The following is a 22,230-nucleotide window of genomic DNA, read 5'->3' on the forward strand; positions in this document are numbered from 1 at the left end:
GTTTATCAATTTAAAGTAAGCCGACTTTTTTCTAAAAATACCTCACGACCACTCAAACAAAAAATTGCAATAATATTTCACTTTATGTATAACCTATTATGCAACATATATATTTTAGGATAATATAATGAAGAAAACTATATTAGCAGCAGTGGCATTCAGTGCAATTGCAGCAACTGCGAGCGCAGATGACTTTTATGGCTCAATTAATTTAGGCATGGGTAAAGGTAAGCCCAAAATCGAGGGCACTACAGGCAAGATGAAAAGCTCATCTCCCATAGCCGGTGATATCGCATTCGGAACTTATTTAAATCCTAATATCAGATCTGAATTAGCATTTTCTTTACATAGCCATAAATCTAAAAATAAAGATATTGGTTTACAAGTTAAGGAATCAAGCATGGGTGGGATGTTAAATTTCTATTATGATCTGTACCCTACCGATAAATTCACACCTTATTTTGTAGCCGGAATGGGTTACGGTAAAAATAAGTTTAAAATCACCGGGACAAACGTAGTAGAAAGAACTAAGCCTAAATCGAAAGGCAGCTTCGGCTATCAGGCAGGTCTTGGGGTTGATTTCAATTTTGATGTTACCAAGGTAGGCTTAGGATATAGATATCGTTCATTCGGAATGAGTAAATCGGGTGCTGATTATTCGCTCAACGGTACTAATTTAAAAGTTGAACCGAAAGCAGGCCATATGCTGGTTTTAGGTGCAAGATACGATTTTTAATTATCGGCTACTATAACAATATATTATGAATATATAAGTGCGTGCCAGGAGGGCAGAGCACCCCAAAAGGGTGCGAAGGCACGCATTTATGGATTCTTCGAATCCAAATATACTATAAACAATATTATTAACTAAAATTGAATATCTTACGCGTTTATTTAAATACAATAATTAAGTTTAATATTCTATGATAAATTAATTTATAAATCACACAATAGCATTTATTTAACCCGGGTGCTTTATAACAAACTAAAGATACATAAAAATTATTTAATAATTTTTATGAGCGCTGCCCCTCTAAAGGGGGGCGGAGGGGCGCGCTACTATTATTTGAGTAACTTCAGAAAAGAAGTCATTAAGTTAATTAAAGTCTATCAAAATAAAGGTGTAATATATTCAACTTAATTGACTATATATAGCCGAAAACTAAAAAATCAGAAAATAAGAATAGTAAGAGGCACGCCACCCTCGCCGCCATTTATGGCGCATACCTTATAAATACAAAATTATTTATACGCAAATTTAGTTTAATTTTTATAGTTTAGCTATGCTCCCTGCGTGTAAGAATTTAATTTAATTTAATTTAATTTAATTTAATTTAATTTAATTTAATTTAATTTACTAAACATTCTCTCTTAAAGGATGGTATTTGTAGTTATCAACATAAGGCCTCGGCTTTCTCTTCTTCGGCTCGTTAGGCTCTTCCAGTTTAAACTCAATGTTATGTTTACTCGCATAAGCGATCGCTTCATCTTTTGTATTAAAATGTAAACTAACTTCATTAGCCATCATATCTTCGGCACCCGTCCAACCCATGATCGGGTCAATAAAGCGTGAGTTTTGCGGTATATATTCCAATATCCACTCCTTAGTTCTCTGCACCCCTGATTGCATTGCAGTTCGACACGGCTTATAAATTCTTGCAGTCATAACATTATTTCACTATTTTAACTTTTATTAATAACTAACATATCTAAAATAAGGTTTCAAATAATATGGCTGAAATTAAGAAAAAATCTGTAGAGAAACTTTCTTTCGAGGAAGCATTAACTGAGCTTGAATCAATTGTAAAAAACCTTGAAACGGGAAGCGTTGAGCTTGATAATGCAATTGAACTTTACCAAAGAGGGCTTGAGCTAAAGCAGCATTGTAGCACCAGGCTCGATCAGGCTAAATTAAAAGTCGATAAAGTTATTCATGAAAAAGGCGAGGCTAAGGAAATAGAACCTTCTAATTTAAATGCTTTTTATGAATAAAGTTATTTAAATAAATACCTCAATCTCCTTAAAAATATAAACCTGGAGTCCTCAAAGAAATTATGCGGATTATTGATTAATTTCCGAAGCCTTCTGACTATAACAAATCTTCTTTTCGTATTATTTCTTATAATAGGTCTTCCTATAAGCCCGGTTCCTTGCCTTAATTTATAATCCGTACTAAATCGGTAGCGGTCAAATAAAACCGACTTATTATTTATCTTTACGGCACGAACAGGGTTATACATGTATTTTGTTTTGCCAATATTATTTATTTGATAATAATCAATCTCACTGGTAATAGTCATTTTCGATTCTAAAGACCAATCAATCACTTTGGTTGTAAAATTACCGAACGAATAAAAGTCATTAATTAAGTAACTTAAAAATCTGAATACTTTTTCCTTATCAGGCATAAATAAATTATTTAAATTTAAAATTATCTCTTGCTGATTTTTTACCCTCCTGTTAAATGCATCATGGGCATAAAAAGCTTCTCCCGTATATAACACCGGCTTCTCCCAAAGCATGGAAAGCACCCCTACCCCTGAGTTTATGAGAAGGATGCAATCCGCAATATTAAGCAGATCTTTTATGTTATAATCATCTGCCTCAATTCCCCCTGCAACCTCATAACCTTCTTTAGTTAAAGGATGCTTTTTATAAACCAACACCCAATTCTTCGGCAAGCTCTTTGCAACGCTTCTAACTAACTCCACGAATTCATCATAAGTTTTGATAATCCCGCAGAAGAACTTGATTACCGTATCGGAAGGGGTTTGAAATGGAACAAATAAAACTTTCTTACCCGGGTTAATCTTAAGTTGTCGCAGCAATTTATTTGCCGCTATTCTTTCGGGCTGATCCTCCAAAGCTGCATCATTACTTTTTTCTTCACTTATATAATTTAATACTACTTTCCTCTTTTCTTCACCTATTTCAAAATCCCAATTTTGCGAATGATAACTTTTACTATCGGCATTAAACCCATTCCTATCAAAAAACATTGAGTTAGGAAGCGCCCCCCTCTCAATCACAAAGTATTCTATTTCTCTTTCACGTAAAAAATTATAAATTTTTAGCCTGATCTCATTAGAATAAGGATTCTGTAATATTACTCGATTAATATTATTATCTTTTAAATATTCTTCTAAGTAGCTAATATCATCAAACTTCTCTTCCTCCTCATAAAATATTTTTCCGTATCTAGGTAACACTTCGCGATTATATATTGCAGGATGAGTTAGAGTAAAAATCAAACTATTACCTTGCGAAAGATCAGGTAGCGGTTCAGGCTCTTCTTTTCGTTCTATATAGCTCTTTAGCAACTTATTAAACAATACTCTATTTTTTTGCTTCCGCTTCATATAAGAAGATGAATTATTTACCTCATGCCAAATATGAAAAAGTGAAATTCCTTTGGCAAAGCTTATATCTCCATATAATCTTATTAAGCTCTTAAACCCGTTATACTCAACTACATCCCGGCAATTTTTATAATCTTGCAGAAAATTTTGCGGCAGTGGAAAATGTTTAGCTCTGTGCGCAAGCCTACAGGTAAATTCCAGATCCTCAAAACCCCAACCGGAAAATTCTTCATTATTGCCTCCCCTTGCCAGATAATATTCCCGGTTAAAAACTTGCACTGAAGTGCCGGTGGAAAACTTTTCAACTACTTCTTCGTTATTTACTAAAAAGTATTGTAAAAATTGCTTTCTTCTTGTGGTGCGTTCCGCATTAAAAAATAACTCGCTACCGTGCTTGGTAAGATAAACCACCCCGAAGCCGATAAAATCCCTTACATTATTTTCTAAATCATTGAGCTTAATTTCTTCTAAAACATCTTGGTAAAACCCATCATATACCGCAAGATCTATATCCATAAACATTATAAAAGGTGATAAACTGTACATTGCGCCGTAGTTTCTTGCTCTTGCCGCTGAAAACAACAGGTTATCGCTATCTAAGCGCATATAGGATATACCTAATTCCTTACAAAGGTTTGCGGCTTGTTCACTAATATCAAGTTCAGTGCAATCATCTACCAGTAGGAAATCAATATTATTCGGTAAATTTCTATCTAACTTACAGAAAGATATTCTTTCCAGTATATCTTCTCTTTGATTAGTGTATTTAAAAGGAATAATCACGGTTAAACCCGCATCATTCCTCAAATCTAAAGGCTTAATTCCAACTATGTCTTCCATTACTAAATATAAATTTATCAGTCTATATTGCGCCCGAGTATACTACAAATTTCGCTACATGCATTAATGTTTATATATTTCTTTTCTTATTAAATAACAGGCTATTGCAGGATAACTTAATTTAACTTCTTAATATTTCATGTATTGAAGGTTGATTGCTTTTCACTTTTCTGATAAAAGCTTTATATAATTAAGAAAATTAGAAAAAATGATAAAAAACTTTTTCTTTGTGGTATTTAGCCAAGTAATTAATATTCTATTAATATTTAATTGTAATGCTAATACATTTAATCAACCGGAAAAAAATGCGAATATTCAATTTATTAAGTCACGTGCTATTTTACCTAATCACACCTCTCATGGCCCTTCGGTTATTAACAGCGCTTATATCGAAAACACCGCTCAAATTTTCGGACATTTTACCGCAGAAGATGCTTTCTTTAATAAATTGATAGTTTACGGATTTCTTAATATCTCAAATTCGCAAATTAAAGATGCCTATATATATGGCTCAGCCAAAATTAGCAACTCCAACTTTATTAATAAGCTTACCGTGTTTGGAACCATGATTGCAAAACATTCTACATTTAACAATGTTAGCACTAATGCCAAAAAAATATTTATTGAAGATTCTAAAATTGAAAAACTTGAAGTTATTGTAAATGAAGACCCCTCTATCCCACAAATTCTTTACTTAGATAAAAAAGTAAATATAGGAAGCATAGAATTTAAATCAGGGAAAGGTATAATTATATCATCATCCAGGGATATTAATGTTGATAAGATCAAAATAATGGGAGCAGTAGTTAAAGAGAATTATTTATAAATTCGCCACTCTTTAAGCAAAGTACTGCTTAATTGAATTAATGATCAGCTCGATCTCTGCATTTGTATATTCTTTTTTCGGTAGGTTATTTCCCCATACCGGATTAGGGTATAACGGGTCATCTTTATAGCGCAAAATAATATGGATATGTAACTGCTCAACTATATTACCAATAGCAGCAATATTGAGCTTATAAGGAAAATAGCTTTGCTTTAAAAACTCCGATATATCACAAATCTCTTTAAAGAGTAAAATTCTATTCTCTTCATTTACATCAATAATCTCTCTTAATCCTTCTACTCTCGGCACTAAAACAAACCATTTGAAGTTAGCATCTTTTATAAGAAGCAATCTTGAAAGAGAAAAATCATGAATAAATATAGTATCTTCATTTAGCTTAGGGTGAAGCTCAAAATTCATAAATGCAGCCTTTGTTTTATATTCTCAATCAGCATTTGAGTATAATTATGTTTTAAAGGAGTGAAAGGTTCAAATTTATTACTTATAGGAGCAGCTAACCCTACTTTAAATAAATGCTTTACAAAAGCCATATGCTTACTGCTTAACATACTTCTCGGAGCATAAATGAATACCGGCTTACCGAGAGAACATGCTTCACTGCACATAGAAATTGAATCACCAGTTACTAATATTGCTTTAGCATTACTGAGAAATGCCTTATAAGGATTATTTGCATATTTTTCGGGCTCATATAAAAAATAACTTGCTTCGGTCTTCTCTAAAGCCTGCTTAAGCTTTCCAACTAATGCAATAGGAGTTCTTCTGCTTGAGGTGATAAGTAAACTTCCCGAATAATTTTTGGCAATATTCGTAACATTATTAATAAAATCAGTAATATGTTTTTCTTTAAATTTACATTTTTTTGAATTCCCGCCGATTAGTACCGCCAGATACGGTTGCTTATATTTAGCTAAAACAGGCTGCCATTTTAAGCTTTCCTGCTCAAGCTCATAGCGCGAAAAGCATGAAATAGCGAGCGGAGTAAAAATCACATTATCAGGATAAGAAATAAATTGCTTTCTATCATGCTCAGGAAGTATTACTAAATCAAAAAGCTTATAATTCTTCTCAGCTCCTAAAATTTGAATGATTTTAGTGCTTCTATTTCTATCTTTTAAAGCCAGCGCAACACTTGCAGCTCTTCGCCCTGCACTTATTATTATATCCGGTTCATCTTGAATTAAATGCTCAATAGAATTTTTATTTAATAATTCAAACCCGCTTTTAAAAAAAAATGGTATAGCAGCAAGCTTGTTATACTCTAAGCGCTTTTCTTCATAATCAAATCCCAATAATTTAGCTAAGGCGATTGCCTGATTCGAGTTGCCTGCTCTATCATCCGTCAGCACAAAAACTTTTAGCGACATATTTCACTACATCTTACAGTACACATCTCACTACACATCTCACTACACATTCTGCTTGCAGTTTACAAAAAAATTTGCTACAAACCAACTAAATAAATTTGATATTTTACAAGTAAGGTTAATTAATATGTCTAGAAGATGCGAGTTAAATTTAGAAAAAGCAGTAATGAGCGGTAACAATGTTTCTCACTCAAACAGAAAGACCAGAAGAAGATTTCTACCCAATATTCAGACTTTTTCTTTACTAAGCGACGCACTCGGTACTTTTATTCGCTTTGATGCTGCTCCAAGCACTATCAGATCTGTTGAACATAATAACGGTGTTGATAATTATTTGCTCAAAGCCAGCCCTTCTAACTTAGGTAAAAAAGCAAAAGCACTTAGAAAAAAAATAATTGAAGTTTTAAAAGCTAAGCAAGCCGGCTAAATTTAAAATATTATACCATACGAAAGAGAAGCAGCCCTTAAACCAAGGAGCTGCTTTTTTTTGCTTATTACCCTTTTTTTATATCCATTTTATAAATGCAATTTATTTTTATAACATTTTACTAATAAAATTAGTTTAGTTCAATGCGCTGTATTGCTACTAAATATAGCCGATTTCTTATATATTAATTAGCTTCTTGAGTTGATAATTCTACTATACAATTAATTGCCTAACAAACTAAATGTATAGCGAATATAGAGATGTAATATAAATTTAAAATAAATATAGTTAATAAAGAAACCAATAAATGTTAAAATATTTAACATTAAATAAAAATTAATAAAAAAATGAAAGATTTAACATTAAATAAAAATTAATAAAAAAATGAAAGATATATTAAATACTACCCTTACCACCAAAGGAAATGATGAATCCTTATTAAGAGATAGTGTAAGGAAAGGAGATTTGGAAGCAGATAAGGTTGTGTTTTGTAATCCATTAAAAAGCCAAGTTGCTAGCTGGGCTAAAGAAATAAAAGAAAAGGGAATCATATTTGGGGTTACAAGAAATATTCTAACAGTATTACAGGAAGAATTGAAAAATAAGTTTTTGATAAGTGAGGAAAACAAGTTTATATTTCCTACCGAAGAAGCTATGAAAAAACTTGCTGATCAATATGCAAAGTGCGAATTATCTTTTATTAAAGATGTTATAAATGATAAGAGCGATGAACAAGACGGATTTGATGAAGAACTTGATGAAGAAAACATGCTTGAAGAAGAAAATAAAGAAGATACAAAAGATAAAGTAAAAACGGAAGTTGAAGAAAATTTTAGTGGAGAAATATTTAAATCTATAAAATATTTTGCAAATGAAATTCAACATAATATAACTTTACTATTAAATAAAGAACAGGTGAGTAATGCAAGAACGCTTTTAGCAGAGGCAATAACACAAACTAGCTTTAATAAAGTAATTAATAGCTATATAAATCGCGAAGAAGTTACTGCAAAATATAACACAGGTGCAACTTTTATTTTTAAAGCGGCGAAGCTTGCAGTACGCAGTTCATTAAGCGAAAGGTTTGTTGAAAGGGTAAACCCTCAATCTAATCAACCCTCACAGGTAAGTAAGTAAAGCAGGTTAATGATTTAAAATTTTAAATATTTTTTATTTAATAATGTATATTCATTTTTTTTCTACTAATTTGACCAATATTTAAATTAATGCTATTATTATATTAATAACAACAAATCAAGTGGGGATTAATGAATAATTATCAGTTAGCACAATTTAGTGCAGCAGCTTATACAAAAAATTCTTCTAAATATGAGAACGGTGAATGGAAGAAGCTACTAACTTCAGATGAAGTTAGCGCCAGTAAATCCGGGTTTTACGGTACAGCCTATATTAATGAAACAAGCAAAGAAGTAGTTATTGCCAACAGTGGCACCAACTTTAATGTCTTCGGTTTAGGATGGTTATCAAAATTTGATTTCTCGGTTCCGATTGACTTCGTAAAGGACTTATACTCTGATACACAGTTATTTTTCGGATATGTTCCAAACCAATTTACTTATGGTGCAGATAAATTTACTGATGCAGTAATTAAGCAACTCGGCAATGAGGCACATGACTATACATTCACAACTACCGGTCACTCGCTTGGTGCTGTTTTATCAAATTTAGAAAATGCTAAACTTACATCATTAGGATATCAGGTTTCATCAGTGAATATTGATAGCCCGGGTTCTAAGCCTATATTAGAGAACTATATACAAGATAACAACTTAAAGCTTGGATGTGATAACTTGGATATCACCACCTTTAATGCACCTAAGCACCTTGCAAACTCGGTTCATGACGAGGTTGGTAATGTTTATGAATTTACAATGCCGTATACTAATTCCTCTATCTTCGGCAGTATAATGGAAACAATATACAACCACCAGTTTAGAAATATTATTACCAAAGCTTTTGATAAAGATTCAGGTGATTTTATTGAATATGAAATGGTGAATGATGAACTTGTTTATTTTGTTGAGAATAATGCGGGCTTTGAAGTTGCATAATTTTTTTACCTAAAAATTAAACGTTAGTTAAACGTCACCCTGCTCAAAACCCGGAGCGGGGTGCATTACTTTTAAACCTAATACACATATAGTAAATCAACCTAGACACCTCTTTGCCCTAATCTTCTTAGCTGCTGTATTTTAATTATGTATATTTGTATATTAATTTAAACTTTTGTTAAACTAATATACAAAACCTTTTAACAAAATTTTAATATTAACAGCGTTTTATAAAAAAATTAGATATCTATGCTGTGCTTCATAGATAAAGAATTAATGATGTGCTAATGTAAAACAAAAATAATGCATTTAATAATGAAAAATAATAGTACAAAATTTCCAACCGGTAAAAACCAAATTTATAAGCAAAGCGCCCTATTTGATCACTTAATCAGGTTATGCCAAGGTTACCTGAAAAACAAAAAAAGTGAAAAAGATATAGACCAATTTCTGCGATCCGGAAATGATATCAACGATAAATAATTTAAAAGAAGCTACTAATAGAATTAATTATGCTTTAGATGTAACTATAATACACGATCAATATCAGGAATAGAGCAGCCGAAAGATGCGAGCAGTAGAAATAAAAGGAAAGAAATAAAGCTTGATAATGAAGCAAATTCATGTGAGCAACCAAAACAAAAAAAACACAGGGTTTATTTTGAAACTGCACCAAATGAAGGTATGCATCCCAAAGAGCGCTTAGAACAAGAATTTAAGAGAGAGGAAGACGTGAATATATTCTTATCAGCTAAGTTTGCTTCTTATAAAAACACAGCTATAGATATCCTAAGCTTAACAGAAAGGGAATTGAACACAATTAAAATTCTACTCAAATTACCTACAATTAGAGGTTGGCTCAAATAATATCTCTGTCAAGATCCCGACAAGCGGAAAAAGCATGGCAAATTATGATTTATCCTCCGTTCATCAATTACCTGCAGTTGCAACCGCTGATAAAGAGAAACCCGCAGCAGCTCAAATCAATCAAGTTAAAGATGATTCTATAAAAAATCAGCATAAAGGGTCCACTGGTGAGAAAAAACCTATCAGGAGGCATGCTGAAGCTTTACAAAGGGAGCAGCAACCGCCACTACGTTACTTTCCGAGAGGCTAATTTTATATATAAATCATCAACACTGGTAATATTAATCAGATAATATCAATAATAAGTTAAGTTTAATATACCGTATTTCCTACAACTGAAAATCCAGATAATAAGAACAGTAGAAGCACACGCCTAGCCGCCATTTATGGCGCGTGCTCATTATAAATGGCATAGTCATTTATACGCAAACTTAGTTTAATTTTTTATAGTTCAACTATGCTCCCTATTTGTAGGATATTCAACGTAATTTACTATATATTACTGAACAGATAGCATCACAGCTCACAGAGGAGGTTTATTCAGCTAAGGTTTTAGAGCCACTCACCCCATTAAGCTCTTTACTTTCGAAGTTAGGATATCAAAATCTATAGGCTTTACTAAGTAATCTGCCACGTTTAATGCCATACCTTTCACAATATCCTGCTTCTGTCCCATTGCACTTAAATAGATCACCGGTATGCTAGCCGCTTGAGAATCAAGCATCTTAATTCTTCTAACAAACTCATATCCGGAAACTTGAGGCAAGTTTATATCGCATATAACAATCTTAGGCAAGCCTTCATGCGGTGATTGCATATAAGTTAAAGCTTCAGCACCGTCACTGAAAGCTTTAACTTTATATCCTTCCGCTTCTAATATTTCAGTTAAATTTCTTCTAAAAACTTCTTCATCTTCAATACAAATTATATCTATCATAGATCCCCCTTGAGTTTATCCTTCTGACTAAAAAAAGAAAGTATAACCTTGGTTCCCTTACCAAGCTCACTTTCTATATTAATACTTCCACCGTTAAATTCCATCAATTTGTGTGCTAAATATAACCCTATACCGGTACCTGAGATAGTTTTAGCATTATGTGCTCTATAAAACTTACTGAATATCTTGCCCTGGTTCTCTTTAGGAATACCGATACCCTGATCTTCTACTATCAAGACTGAATTATTATTTGCGACAAATAACTTTAGTATAACTTTACTATTAGGCTTAGAAAATTTTATTGCATTGGATATTATATTAGAAAGAACCAAATATATGCTTACTTTATCAAAATATATATTATGTAAATGCTCATCGCAGATAAATTCTAAAAGTACTTCTTCTCTAAAATTTTTAAAATTAACTACCAGTTCTTCTAAAGTACTTTTAAGGTTGATCTCAACTGGAAAATAGCTGCTATTTTCTTTAGCTATGCTACTTTCGATCATTGAAAGCCTCATAGTGTTTTCTATGAGCGTAGAAAATTTTAATATATAGTTATTAATATTTCTAATTTGCTCATCAATTTTATCTAATCTTAATCCCTCTTTCATGTTAAGTTCCTGATCATGAAACATCGGCGCAACCTTAGTGAAGCCTTTAGTTGAGCAAAGCACTTCAAAACGTTGGGTTAGCTGATTTAAAAAGGAATACATATGATTTATATTAATCTGTAATAATTTTATAGAAGAGGCAATTACAGTTAAAGGCGTTCTAAACTCATGAGAAATAATACCGATAAATTCATTTTGCAGTTCGCTATTTCTTATTTCCTGTTCTAATTTTTCGGCAAGATCTACTGCTTGTTTTTCACTCTTTTCTTTTTCTTCTATTAATTTATCAACTTCAACCCTTGTCTTTACATCTATAATCAAACCGGTTAAGTGAGTGCAATAATATAGAACCTGAATAATAAAATCATCTATCTTTTCATCTGCTTTTTCTTTACCGGATACTTTAAATACAACTATTAAACTAAAAGTCTTATCACTATTTACTACCGGCATAGTAATAATATTTATTAACTTATCACTCAAAATAAAGTTTTTTGATAATATAGAATTAGCTTTTTGATGAGCAGTAACTTCATTAATAAATTCAGCAGTTAAATATTCTTTACAAAGATTTCTATTATTTATATCTACAAAATATTCTCCCATAGTAAGATCAATTTCATTTTGTAAAATTTTATATATACCCATCCCCTCAATTTTTAATAAATTTGCTAAGGTATTACACATAATGTTTGATGATGTATGGATGTTCTCTTCTTGCCTAATCACCTCAATCAAGCTTTTTACCGTAGTTTCAAGGGCTAGAAATTCCTGTAGGTCTTGATTTGAGGTATGCAATATATTCAGCTTTTTCCTAAGCCGTAAAATATAAAATGCCATAAATAGGCTAAGAAAAACTAAGATAATTATATAATACAGCATGCTCCCCCTAACACAAAGCAAAATGCGAGTACCCCTTTAATTTAATTTTCCACTAATTTTATAATTTTTACTACTAAAAATATCATTTTAATACATATAGCTTATATGTAAAAAAACATATTATTAGAGAACTTCTTTTACTTTCTCAATATCAACAAATATATCATCTTCCTCAACTTGATGGGGAGTAAGGCCGTTTGTAGTTGTATCAACATCCTCATAACTTAACTCCATTTGCCCTGCAAGCATCTTATAAGGCCCCCTATGTCCATCAAACGGGTTAATCTCTACTATCTTCGTGCCCGGTTTACAAAAAACTAAGTTACTAAGGCCGGAACCGTGTGCAGCAACAATTTCTTTAGCATGATGAAATATTACCGCCTGCTCTCTTACATGCAAATCTTCAAGAAATACTTTTTTATAGCCTTTAGGTTCTAATATTTTAAAGAGCTCATCTTCATTAATAATTCTTCTTGAAAAGGCCTTACTTCTTGATACAAAAACTTTCTCGGGGAATTGCTTATTTTTATCATTTATCAGGAACTTTTCATTTAGGAAACTTATAACCCATTTCGGAAATAATTTACCTATCGCCGGTTTAACCGCTATCGAAGGAACAAGCAATTTTTCAGCTTGTATAAATTGATTTTCTTTGCCTATATATATTTTATCTTCATCTATCCCTAAGAGCCTTATTGATTCTTTTTGATAACGATATTTAATATTATAAATATAAATTTTATCAAACGGAATTTTAGATTCCTGCAAAAGCTTAATTCTAGGCAAAACATGAAACACCCAATGATAATAGTTCTCTTCACCGTTAGACGCGATCACGGCTAAAGTGCTGCCAACCTTCTTCGGCTCAGGGAAACCTTTCTTTTTCAGTAACGGATTATCTTTTATTGCACCACCGTATTTTAAAACGGCCACATCTTCAAGTATCTCACTTCCCTCGGTTATTACCCGCCCATCTTCAAATACATAACCATTATTAAGAATTACTATAAATTCCTTTGGATCCGAGGTATTAAAATCGATATACATTACATTTTTAGGATATTTCTCTTTATACTCTTCCAGGGTAGTAGTTTTTAGAGGTAAACTAAGCTTTCTCTTATCTTGAAAAAAATAAAAGGATGCAGCCGTAATTAATATAATACTGAGAAAGATAGCAAAACGCTGCATCAAGCAAACCTATTTTAAATAAATAACAATAATTTATATCAATTGCTCAGATATACTAAATAAGTTTTTCTGTCAACGGTTATACAATTAAACAATTTCTGAAATCCTGGTTAAAACTTCATCTTTTCCTAAAATTTCAGCAACCTCATAAATACCGGGAGCAGCAAAAGTCCCGATCACCCCTGCCCTCAACAACTGCATTATAAGAGTCGGCTTGGCTCCCTCAGTTGCTGCAAATTCACTGCATTTTTTTTCCAGTTCTTCTTTTGTCCATGGTGAGATATCTTTAAGTAGAGGTAATAATTTTGATATGACCTGCCTACCCTCCTCATTTAAGACTTTACTTGATCTTTCATCCAGAGACTTCGACTTACTTATATAAATTTTAGCTCCTTCTTTAAGCTCATTCAAAGTTTTAGCACGGACTTTTAATCCCGGCATGCCGATTAAAATTCGCTTTGCATATATATCATCCAAAGAAATACCAAGCGCAGGTGCAATTAATTTTAATAGCTCATTATCATCGGAATTTGCTATATAATGAGCATTAATTGAATCTAACTTATCAAAATCAAACCTTGAGGGGGATTTACCTAAACCGTCTATATCAAATAACTCGATTGCTTTTTGCTCGGAAAATATTTCATCATCACCGTGGCTCCAACCTAGGCGCAGTAAATAATTTTTTAAAGCCTCAGGTAAATATCCCATTTCTCTATAAGCTTGCACCCCTAATGCTCCATGGCGCTTAGAAAGCTTAGCACCATCAGAACCGTTGATAAGCGGAATATGAGCATATTTCGGCACCGGCCAGCCCATTGCTTCTATAATCTGCTTTTGTCTGAAAGTATTAGTGAAGTGGTCATCTCCTCTAATTACATGATTTACCTGCATGTCAAAATCATCTACGACTACGGCAAGCATATAGGTAGGGCTACCGTCAGATCTAAGCAAAACCATATCATCAAGCTCAGCGTTTTGCACAAACACCTTTCCTCTCACAAAATCCTCAACAACCGTTTCTCCGACTTTACTTGCTTTTAATCTGATTACGGGCTTAACTCCTGCGGGCGCTTCACTTTTATCCTTATCCCGCCAGGGGCTTTGAAATTTTTGGTTAGGGTTTTTCTCTCTAAATTCCGCAATCTCTTCAGGCGAGGAATAACAATAATAAGCTTTTCCCATATTTAAAAGCTTGTAAGCAACTTGCTTATGCCTTTCTTCATTTTTTGATTGAAATACTAATTCCCGATCCCAACCCAGTCCCAACCACTTCATGCCATCGATGATTGCATCAATTGCCTCATCAGTTGACCTTTCCTTATCGGTATCTTCAATCCTCAGTAAAAATTCTCCGCCCTTATGCTTAGCATATAACCAGTTAAATAAAGCCGTTCTTGCACCTCCGATATGCAAAAACCCTGTAGGAGACGGAGCAAATCGAGTTATAACTTTCATAAATACTATCTATATTTTTTAAGAAATATAACATAGTAATTAGTAAAATGAAAGGCTACTTAATGCCCCCGAAGCTTGCATAAACGGGACCGAATACCGAAATTGTGATCCAACCGAGTATTGCACCCATAACTAGGGTAAGTGCCGGCTGTAAAAATGATACGATACCATTTACGGCATCATTTACTTCCTGATCATAAAAGTGATTAACATTTTGCAATGAACCGTCTAAGTTACCGCTGTTTTCACCAACCTTAAACATTCTTATTACCAGAGAGGGAAATTGCCCGGTAGCTTTTAGAGCATTAGTAATTTTTTGGCCTTCCGATACACCTGTTTTAGCAGCTTCTATACTTTCCTTAAGCACATGATTTTGTACTACGCTGCCCGCAATAGCCAAGCATTCCAAGATACCCATCCCGCTTTTATATGTTAATGCAAAGAAGTGACAGAACCTGGAAATTTCAAGTTTCCTGATTACAAGACCGACGTACGGCAATTTTAATATTATCGCATCCACCTGATAAGCAATAGCAAGGGAAGCCCAACATAAAAATTTTATCAATCCGTAAAATATTACAGGCCCGCAAAGCACTACATACCAGTAATTTACTACAAACTCGGAAGTTGCAATTAATGCTTTAGTATAAAAAGGTAATGGAATATTTTGAGCTAACAAAAATACTGTTAATTTAGGTATAACATATACCATCATTATCATGATTACTCCCATAAGAAGAAAGAATAAAAAAATTGGGTACATGGTAGCTTTTTTAATTTTGGTTTTAATATCCAAAATCCATTTTAAGTGGTGCTCTAAGTGCCCGAATATTTCTGCAAAACTTCCGGTTTTTTCTCCGGCTGCTACTAGTGAAATAAAAACATTGTCAAATATTTTAGAATGCTCCGCCAGCGCAACTGATAATAATTTCCCGCTTTTTAACGAATCATGTACATCCATCATTACATTTTTAATAGTTTGCGAATCGGAATCCTCCTTTAAATCCCCGATTGAATCTAATATAGGTACGCCTGCTTTTTCCAATTGATGGAGGTGAACGCAAATAAGTATTAAATCCTGCAAAGATGCTTTATTAAAAAAGCTGACACCTGACGATTTTAATTCTTCAGCGCTTATTAAGTCAAAAGAAGATTGCTTTAACTTTGCTTCAAGTTCCTGCTCATTTCTGGCACTGATCTTACCTTTAACTACTTTGCCTTCTTCATTTAATGCTTTATAAGAATATAGCGCCATTTTATTTCATCCTCTCCGTCATATCGACAGTGCCGATTAACTCCTCAATATCGATAGTTCCCTCTAATACTTTATTAATTCCATCCTGTGCCATAGCGATAAAACCGTTTTCCTTAGCATAGCTTAAAATTTGTTTACGGGATGCTTCCCTGGAAATCATATCGTCAATTTCCTCATCTACTGCAAGGATCTCCATAATTGCTACCCTACCTTTATACCCTGAATCATAGCATTTAGGGCAACCTTTATGCTTATAAAGCTTAGGCGAAGTTTCAGCACTAATTCCTAAAATTTTACACTCAAGCTCATCCGGACTATATTCTTCTTTGCATTCAATACAAAGTTTTCTTGCAAGCCTTTGGGCAACCATGCAAATAATTGTTCCGGCGAGTAACGAACCTTTAATCCCTAAATCCATTAATCTTGGAATAGCACCCACCGAATCATTGGTATGAAGAGTAGTAAAAACCTGGTGCCCGGTCATTGCCGCTCTTATCGTCATTGAGGCGGTATCTTTATCTCTCACCTCTCCGACGAAAATTATATCGGGATCCTGACGCATCATTGACCTGATACCATCGGCAAAATTCATTCCCGTTCCCTCTCTAACCCCGCTTTGCCTTATCAAGGAAAGCTGATATTCAACCGGATCTTCCAGAGTCATTATATTTACATTAATCGAATTTATAAATGAGAGTATAGAATAAAGGGTGGTACTTTTACCGCTGCCTGTAGGCCCGGTTACAATTATAATGCCTTCAGGGCGTTTCAAGAGGCGGAATAAAAGTTCTATATTATACTCCGAAAGCCCTAAATCTTTTAAAGAAACTAAAGCCTTAGCTTTATCCAATATCCTTGCGACAATGTTTTCACCATGAACCGTCGGCTGGGTTGAAACCCTAAAATCAACGGTTCTTCCCATTACGACATAAGAAATTCTTCCATCCTGAGGGCTTCTGGTTTCAGCTATATTCATGGAAGAAAGGATTTTTATCCTTACCGCAATTGCCGACCAATATTCTTTATGAAAGGTAAGGATCTGCATTAGCTGACCGTCAATTCTATACCTCAACCTTACAAAATTATTTTCAGGTTCCAGGTGAATATCCGAGGCTCCTCTTCTTATTGCGTCGAATAAAATTGCATCTACAAGTCTTACGGTAGGGTTCAAATACCCTTGGTCATCAGCTGATAAATTACGCCCCTTTTCAAGCTCAGCTTCAATTTCTTTTAAAATCCCCTCAACCTTCATTTCATATTCGTAGTATTGCTCAATTACATCGTTGATTTGCGATTCATTGGCATACTGAGCAACCACTTGGATATGTTTGTCAAAAAACCTTTTTATCTGATCGAAAGCTACAATATTATAGACATCGGTAGTCACTACGTGCAGTTTATCTCCATCCAGAGAGATCGGGAGAATCTTATATTGACTAGCTATTGTTTTTGGGATTTTTCTGATTAAATCTACATCAAGCGCAGTCGCTTTCAAATCTAAAGTTTCTATACCCGATGATTCGGCAAAAGCTTCGGCTAAAGCTGTTTCTGTTATGAACCCTAAATCAATAAGGGTTTTACCTAAATCCTGTTTATCTTTAGCTTCTTTCTGCTGCTTTAAAGCAACCTGCAACTGATCTTTAGAAATTAATCCTTTACTTAAAAGCGCTTCTTCCAAAGAAATAGTTACTTCTTTGGGATTAGAACCGGATGAATCGGAATAATTTAAGCTAGATATAAGTTCTTCACTTTCTGCAATGTTTGCCCCATGCTCTTTGAGTATGCGCATTGCTTTTTCATTGATCTCTTCAATTGCAGCATAAGTATTCTTTTTCTTCTGCTCAGGTGAGAACCCTTCGTCATCCGGACGATTATCATATCCCATACTCATCTTATATTACCCCCCGAGAAACCCCTTCTCTACTTTTAAGTATAATATAAATTTAGCTCTTAAGTAAACAATAACTTCATATATTATGTAGGCTACAATTAAATCAAGCAAAGTTTTTTAAAAATTATTAAATAGATTGTTTCTGATCTCGGTTACCAGAGAAGTAAGCAACTGGTTGCCGCTTAAGTTAAAACTTGAAGCATTTTGATAAGGGGAAGAATTTTTATTAGTGTTAAAAAAATTATTTACATTACGTTGATGTGATCTTTCCGAGGTACTAAGAACCATTCTTTTAAATTCCTGCTGTAATAATTTTGATTTTTTTTCCATACTCTTTTCAACATATTTTGTAATGTCCTTTTCTAATTTATGCATCGCGGCATTTATGTAGCTTTGTGTTTCTAACCAATGTTTATTTTTATTATTACTTTTCATATTTATCCTTTTTCTTCGGATAATATCTGCTTACTAGATTATACGGAAGTCCTCTCCTAAAAATTTATGTACTAATTTCAGTATATTACATTTTTAAAATATAAGCCGTAAGGAGGCGCAGTTGAGCCGGCTGCAGTTCTATTCCTAGCTGCAATAATTTCCTTCATCTTTTCAACATTCCATTCTCCCTTCCCTATTTTTACCAGCGTCCCGACAATTATCCTCACTTGATTATGTAAAAATGACGGTGCGGCAATGTTAATTAATACTTCATTGCAGTTTTCTAAAATTTTAATTTCATCTATAGACTTAATCGAAGTATCAGATTGACAATATACGGATCTAAAACTCGAGAGATCATGCTTACCGATCAAGAAATCGGCCGCTTCCTGCATATCGCGTATATTTAATTTTTTAATTACATGCCACGCTTTATTATTATCCAACGTTAAAGGAGAGCTTCTGTTAACTATCTTATAAATGTAGCTTCTTTGCTTTGCATCAAATCTGGCGTGAAAATCAGAAGCTACTTGCTCAGCTTTGATAATCGATACTAAATTAGGTTGCAGAAAATGATTCAGTGCATCTCTAATTTTATGCGGAGGGAATTCTTTTACCAAATCGAAGTGTGCAACTTGTGCATATGCATGAACTCCGGCATCGGTTCTTCCTGCGCCGTAAACGGTAACATTCTCCATAGATAACTTATAAATACTTTCTTCTATAAGCCCTTGAACTGAGATACCCGTCCTTTGGCGTTGCCAACCGACCAGGCCGGTTCCATCATACTCTATTGTAATCCTATACCGTTTCAATTTCACTACCGAATAAAATTTACTAAAACTACTTCATTAATTGTTCAATGTCTTCGCTTAAGATTATTTAGCAAAATTATTTACTTATATGAATAGAGAATATAGAATAATTATAAATTAAACGAGTACTTAAAATGTTAGCTGAGTCAAACAATGCCGAGGGCATTAAGTTTGGCAGGTCGATTAGAGGATTAGATTGGAAGTTTGAAGAAGGTTGCGAAAGGACAATTAGAACTTTATGCCAGAAACTTAATATTAATGAGGTTTTGGCTAGAATACTTTATAATAGAGATGTAAAAACTGCTGAAGAAGCGGAAAACTTTTTAGACCCTAAACTTAAAAACTTAATCCACAATCCATTTGCCTTAAAAGATATGGATAAAGCATCTAAGCGAATAATCGATGCTATTAATAATAAAGAAAAAATTTGTGTTTTCGGCGACTATGATGTGGATGGTGCTACTTCAAGTGCGTTACTAAAAAGATTCTTTAGAGATTTAAATATTGAAATCGGTGTCTATATACCGAACCGCCTCAAGGAAGGATATGGCCCCAATAAGCTGGCTTTCGACAAGCTTAAAGAAGAAGGTTATAGCTTAGTAATCACGGTAGATTGCGGAATAGTTTCCTTTGAGCCGCTTAAACATGCAAAAGATATCGGGCTTGAAGTAATTATAGTTGACCACCATTTAGGGATAGAACAACTGCCCGAAGCCATAGCCGTAATAAACCCTAACCGATTTGACGAAGATTTTCCTTATAAATATATGGCTGCCGTCGGAGTGGCATTTATGGTAACGGTTGCTCTAAGAGCTAAACTGAGAGAAGAGGATTGGTTTGTAAAAAACAATATAAAAGAGCCTGATTTGCTCAAACTTTTAGATCTTGTTGCTCTTGGCACCGTTTGTGATGTTATGATATTAAAAGGAGTTAATAGAGCATTTGTTACCCAGGGTCTTAAGATTATCGCAAAGCGCGGCAATGTAGGAATTGCTACTTTAGCTAACCTGGTTAAACTTGATTCCGAGCCGAAAGCACACCATTTAGGTTACGTTTTCGGCCCCCGTATCAATGCGGGAGGCAGAGTCGGTGAGGGTATACTGGGAACCTACCTTCTTTCTACCGAATGTCCTAAAGAAGCATATAATATTGCAATGCAGCTGGAAAAATATAATGAAGAAAGACGCTCTATCGAGATAAAAGCTTTAGAAGAAGCTATTGAACAGATTGAAAAAAACCGGCTTTATAATAATTCAATTATGCTGGTGCAAAGCAAGGATTGGCATATCGGAATTCTCGGCATTCTCGCAAGTAAATTAAAAGAAAAATATTCCAGACCAGCCGGAGTTATGGTAATAAAAGAAGATACCGCTAAAGGCTCGGCACGTTCGATCACAGGCCTTGATTTAGGCAGGGCACTGGCAAGCGCTAAAACTGAAGGTTTACTCCTTGAAGGCGGAGGTCATGCTATGGCCGGCGGGTTTACCGTTGAAATTTCTAAAATGCAGCCGTTTTGTGATTATCTGATTAATAAATTAGATATAGGTGCAGAGCCTTTCATTAAAGCAAAGGAATTACATATTGATCATGTTCTTTCCGTTGCTTCCGTGAACCATAAATTAATTGAAGATATCAACATAGCCGCGCCTTACGGTAGCGGCAACCCCGCGCCTAAATTCGCTCTTCATGACGTCATCATAACCCGTGCTCTCATAGTTGGCGGCTATCATGTTATGGTTATTGTTACCGATAAAAAAGTCGACAGGGGTAATAAAGTGCAGAAATGTATTTTATTTAAAGGCTCGGAAACGGATTTAGGACAATTTTTGCTGAATAGTATCGGCAAAAAAATTAACATTGCCGGTACTATTCAAGCGAGTAGTTTCGATAAAAATAAAATTGATTTTATTATAGAAGATGCATCCGTAAATGAATAAGTGCTTTAAAAATATTTTAGTTATCGGCGATGGGGCATGGGGCTCGGCACTAGCAATTACTGCGGCAGATAATATAGAAAAAGTAATTATATACAGCCGGGATTTAAAGGTAGTTGATTCAATTAACAAGAATAATATTAACCCAAAAAGCTTCCCTTCTATAAAGTTACCCACTAACATATCAGCAACCGATGAGCCTGCTTCTTTTAAAAAAGCGAAGTTAATTTTAATTGCTATTCCCGCGCAGGTTTTAAGAAAATTTTTATCGGATTTCAAGGAATATATTTCAAATAATGTTCCTATAGTCATCTGTGCTAAGGGCATAGAAAACAACACATTAAATTTAATGAGCGAAGTATGTAGGCAAATCATACCTCAGAACACTATTGCTATTCTTTCAGGGCCTAACTTTGCCAGTGAAATTGCCGTAAAAAAACTCTCGGCATCTCTTATTGCATGTGCACAGGAAGAAATGGGGGTTACCATTGCTCGTGCGCTCAGCAACCCTGCGTTCAGATGTTATTACTCAAATGATATTATAGGCGTACAAATTGCCGGAGCTGCAAAAAACGTGATTGCTATTGCGGCAGGTATTCTTGAAGGCTTAAATTTAGGAGAGAATGCCAAAGCAGCTTTAGTTACTCGCGGATTAAATGAAATAACCCGTTTATCAATTGCGCTCAATGGCAATTTGGAAACCTCGTTAGGTTTAGCGGGTATGGGGGATTTAATTTTAACCTGCGGCAGCAGAACCTCACGTAATATGAGTTTAGGGTTTATGCTTGCAAGCGGTAAACCGATCGGAGAAATCTTAAATGAAAACGGGACTTATGAAGGGTACCCTACCTCACACTCAATTAATGCATTATGCGAAAAATTAAACTTGGATTTACCTATATTTAAGGCGATATATAAGATTCTTTACCAAGGAAGCAATATAGAAAAAGAAATTGATCTACTGGTTAACCGCCCGCTTAAAGCCGAGAAGTTTTAAATAATCCTGCTTTAACTTTAGGCTTATTTTTCACCGCACTATAAT

The 22,230-nt window shown here is 34.0% G+C and carries 23 protein-coding genes; 11 read left to right on the forward strand and 12 right to left on the reverse strand.

The genetic code is table 11. The features are described from left to right. The first annotated feature begins 127 nt into the window (after positions 1-127). Entirely contained in the window at positions 128-736 is a 609-nt protein-coding gene (locus NF27_RS06540) for an outer membrane protein (RefSeq protein WP_039457218.1), read from the forward strand. Between the two features lie 621 nt (positions 737-1,357). On the opposite strand, the gene NF27_RS06545 is transcribed toward NF27_RS06540, so the two are convergent. Beyond that, positions 1,358-1,666: an ETC complex I subunit gene (locus NF27_RS06545; RefSeq protein WP_039457219.1), complete on the reverse strand. Its 309-nt coding sequence runs from the start codon at positions 1,664-1,666 to the stop codon at positions 1,358-1,360. Between the two features lie 65 nt (positions 1,667-1,731). Between NF27_RS06545 and NF27_RS06550 the strand changes: the two genes are divergently transcribed. Beyond that, positions 1,732-1,992 (forward strand): exodeoxyribonuclease VII small subunit, encoded by a 261-nt coding sequence (locus tag NF27_RS06550; RefSeq protein WP_039457221.1) that lies wholly within the window; start codon positions 1,732-1,734, stop codon positions 1,990-1,992. A gap of 2 nt (positions 1,993-1,994) precedes the next feature. On the opposite strand, the gene NF27_RS06555 is transcribed toward NF27_RS06550, so the two are convergent. Further along, positions 1,995-4,199 carry a capsular polysaccharide export protein, LipB/KpsS family gene (locus NF27_RS06555; protein ID WP_039457222.1) on the reverse strand — a complete coding sequence of 735 codons (2,205 nt, stop codon included), beginning with the start codon at positions 4,197-4,199 and terminating at the stop codon, positions 1,995-1,997. A gap of 208 nt (positions 4,200-4,407) precedes the next feature. Between NF27_RS06555 and NF27_RS06560 the strand changes: the two genes are divergently transcribed. Continuing rightward, on the forward strand, positions 4,408-5,025 hold the full coding sequence (locus tag NF27_RS06560) for a hypothetical protein (protein WP_039457223.1): 618 nt from the start codon (positions 4,408-4,410) through the stop codon (positions 5,023-5,025). A gap of 12 nt (positions 5,026-5,037) precedes the next feature. Here the strand turns inward: NF27_RS06560 and NF27_RS06565 are convergent, their stop codons facing one another. Together NF27_RS06565 and NF27_RS06570 are read right to left on the reverse strand one after the other, a co-directional pair. Beyond that, on the reverse strand, positions 5,038-5,445 hold the full coding sequence (locus NF27_RS06565; RefSeq protein WP_039457224.1) for an HIT domain-containing protein: 408 nt from the start codon (positions 5,443-5,445) through the stop codon (positions 5,038-5,040). Then, the gene (locus NF27_RS06570) at positions 5,442-6,413 is read right to left on the reverse strand and encodes a mitochondrial fission ELM1 family protein (RefSeq protein ID WP_039457225.1); all 972 of its coding nucleotides are present in this window, start codon (positions 6,411-6,413) and stop codon (positions 5,442-5,444) included. Before NF27_RS06570 ends, NF27_RS06565 begins: the two co-directional genes overlap by 4 nt. Before the next feature lie 127 nt (positions 6,414-6,540). Here NF27_RS06570 and rpmB point away from each other — a divergent pair, with 127 nt between their 5' ends. The 6 genes from rpmB to NF27_RS06600 all read left to right on the forward strand — a co-directional run bounded on the left by rpmB (position 6,541) and on the right by NF27_RS06600 (position 10,029). Continuing rightward, a complete protein-coding gene (gene rpmB, locus NF27_RS06575) occupies positions 6,541-6,840 on the forward strand; it encodes a 50S ribosomal protein L28 (protein WP_038538282.1) in 300 nt (99 codons plus the stop codon). Positions 6,841-7,224: 384 nt separating this feature from the next. Continuing rightward, entirely contained in the window at positions 7,225-7,977 is a 753-nt protein-coding gene (locus tag NF27_RS06580) for a hypothetical protein (RefSeq protein ID WP_039457226.1), read from the forward strand. 131 nt (positions 7,978-8,108) lie between these two features. Next, the gene (locus NF27_RS06585) at positions 8,109-8,912 is read left to right on the forward strand and encodes a lipase family protein (protein ID WP_039457227.1); all 804 of its coding nucleotides are present in this window, start codon (positions 8,109-8,111) and stop codon (positions 8,910-8,912) included. A gap of 315 nt (positions 8,913-9,227) precedes the next feature. Further along, the gene (locus NF27_RS12480; protein ID WP_161791822.1) at positions 9,228-9,395 is read left to right on the forward strand and encodes a hypothetical protein; all 168 of its coding nucleotides are present in this window, start codon (positions 9,228-9,230) and stop codon (positions 9,393-9,395) included. A 201-nt stretch (positions 9,396-9,596) separates the two neighbouring features. After that, positions 9,597-9,779 (forward strand): hypothetical protein, encoded by a 183-nt coding sequence (locus tag NF27_RS12485; RefSeq protein WP_039457229.1) that lies wholly within the window; start codon positions 9,597-9,599, stop codon positions 9,777-9,779. A gap of 34 nt (positions 9,780-9,813) precedes the next feature. Further along, the gene (locus NF27_RS06600; RefSeq protein ID WP_039457231.1) at positions 9,814-10,029 is read left to right on the forward strand and encodes a hypothetical protein; all 216 of its coding nucleotides are present in this window, start codon (positions 9,814-9,816) and stop codon (positions 10,027-10,029) included. A 312-nt stretch (positions 10,030-10,341) separates the two neighbouring features. On the opposite strand, the gene NF27_RS06605 is transcribed toward NF27_RS06600, so the two are convergent. From NF27_RS06605 to truA, 8 genes are all read right to left on the reverse strand, one after another. Beyond that, complete coding sequence (locus tag NF27_RS06605) at positions 10,342-10,716, reverse strand: response regulator transcription factor (RefSeq protein ID WP_053332649.1); 375 nt, start codon at positions 10,714-10,716, stop codon at positions 10,342-10,344. Then, on the reverse strand, positions 10,713-12,170 hold the full coding sequence (locus NF27_RS06610; protein WP_204367873.1) for a sensor histidine kinase: 1,458 nt from the start codon (positions 12,168-12,170) through the stop codon (positions 10,713-10,715). The genes NF27_RS06605 and NF27_RS06610 overlap by 4 nt, the downstream gene beginning before the upstream one ends. Before the next feature lie 165 nt (positions 12,171-12,335). Continuing rightward, on the reverse strand, positions 12,336-13,400 hold the full coding sequence (locus NF27_RS06615; protein ID WP_039457234.1) for a glycosyltransferase family 61 protein: 1,065 nt from the start codon (positions 13,398-13,400) through the stop codon (positions 12,336-12,338). An 87-nt stretch (positions 13,401-13,487) separates the two neighbouring features. Further along, positions 13,488-14,858 (reverse strand): glutamate--tRNA ligase, encoded by a 1,371-nt coding sequence (gene gltX / locus NF27_RS06620; RefSeq protein WP_039457235.1) that lies wholly within the window; start codon positions 14,856-14,858, stop codon positions 13,488-13,490. A 55-nt stretch (positions 14,859-14,913) separates the two neighbouring features. Then, a complete protein-coding gene (locus NF27_RS06625; protein WP_039457237.1) occupies positions 14,914-16,113 on the reverse strand; it encodes a type II secretion system F family protein in 1,200 nt (399 codons plus the stop codon). A gap of 1 nt (position 16,114) precedes the next feature. Continuing rightward, entirely contained in the window at positions 16,115-18,004 is a 1,890-nt protein-coding gene (locus NF27_RS06630) for a GspE/PulE family protein (protein WP_204367874.1), read from the reverse strand. A 117-nt stretch (positions 18,005-18,121) separates the two neighbouring features. Then, positions 18,122-18,439 carry a hypothetical protein gene (locus NF27_RS06635; protein WP_039457239.1) on the reverse strand — a complete coding sequence of 106 codons (318 nt, stop codon included), beginning with the start codon at positions 18,437-18,439 and terminating at the stop codon, positions 18,122-18,124. A 77-nt stretch (positions 18,440-18,516) separates the two neighbouring features. Then, entirely contained in the window at positions 18,517-19,254 is a 738-nt protein-coding gene (gene truA, locus NF27_RS06640) for a tRNA pseudouridine(38-40) synthase TruA (RefSeq protein WP_039457242.1), read from the reverse strand. Between the two features lie 134 nt (positions 19,255-19,388). Here truA and recJ point away from each other — a divergent pair, with 134 nt between their 5' ends. Together recJ and NF27_RS06650 are read left to right on the forward strand one after the other, a co-directional pair. Continuing rightward, positions 19,389-21,191, forward strand: a complete 1,803-nt coding sequence (gene recJ, locus NF27_RS06645) for a single-stranded-DNA-specific exonuclease RecJ (protein WP_053332650.1) — start codon at positions 19,389-19,391, stop codon at positions 21,189-21,191. Continuing rightward, positions 21,184-22,185, forward strand: coding sequence for an NAD(P)H-dependent glycerol-3-phosphate dehydrogenase (locus NF27_RS06650; protein WP_039457245.1), 1,002 nt, complete (start codon positions 21,184-21,186; stop codon positions 22,183-22,185). Before recJ ends, NF27_RS06650 begins: the two co-directional genes overlap by 8 nt. Positions 22,186-22,230: the final 45 nt, after the last annotated feature.

Origin of the sequence: Candidatus Jidaibacter acanthamoeba (genome assembly GCF_000815465.1) — a bacterium.
Lineage (GTDB): Bacteria > Pseudomonadota > Alphaproteobacteria > Rickettsiales > Midichloriaceae > Jidaibacter > Jidaibacter acanthamoebae.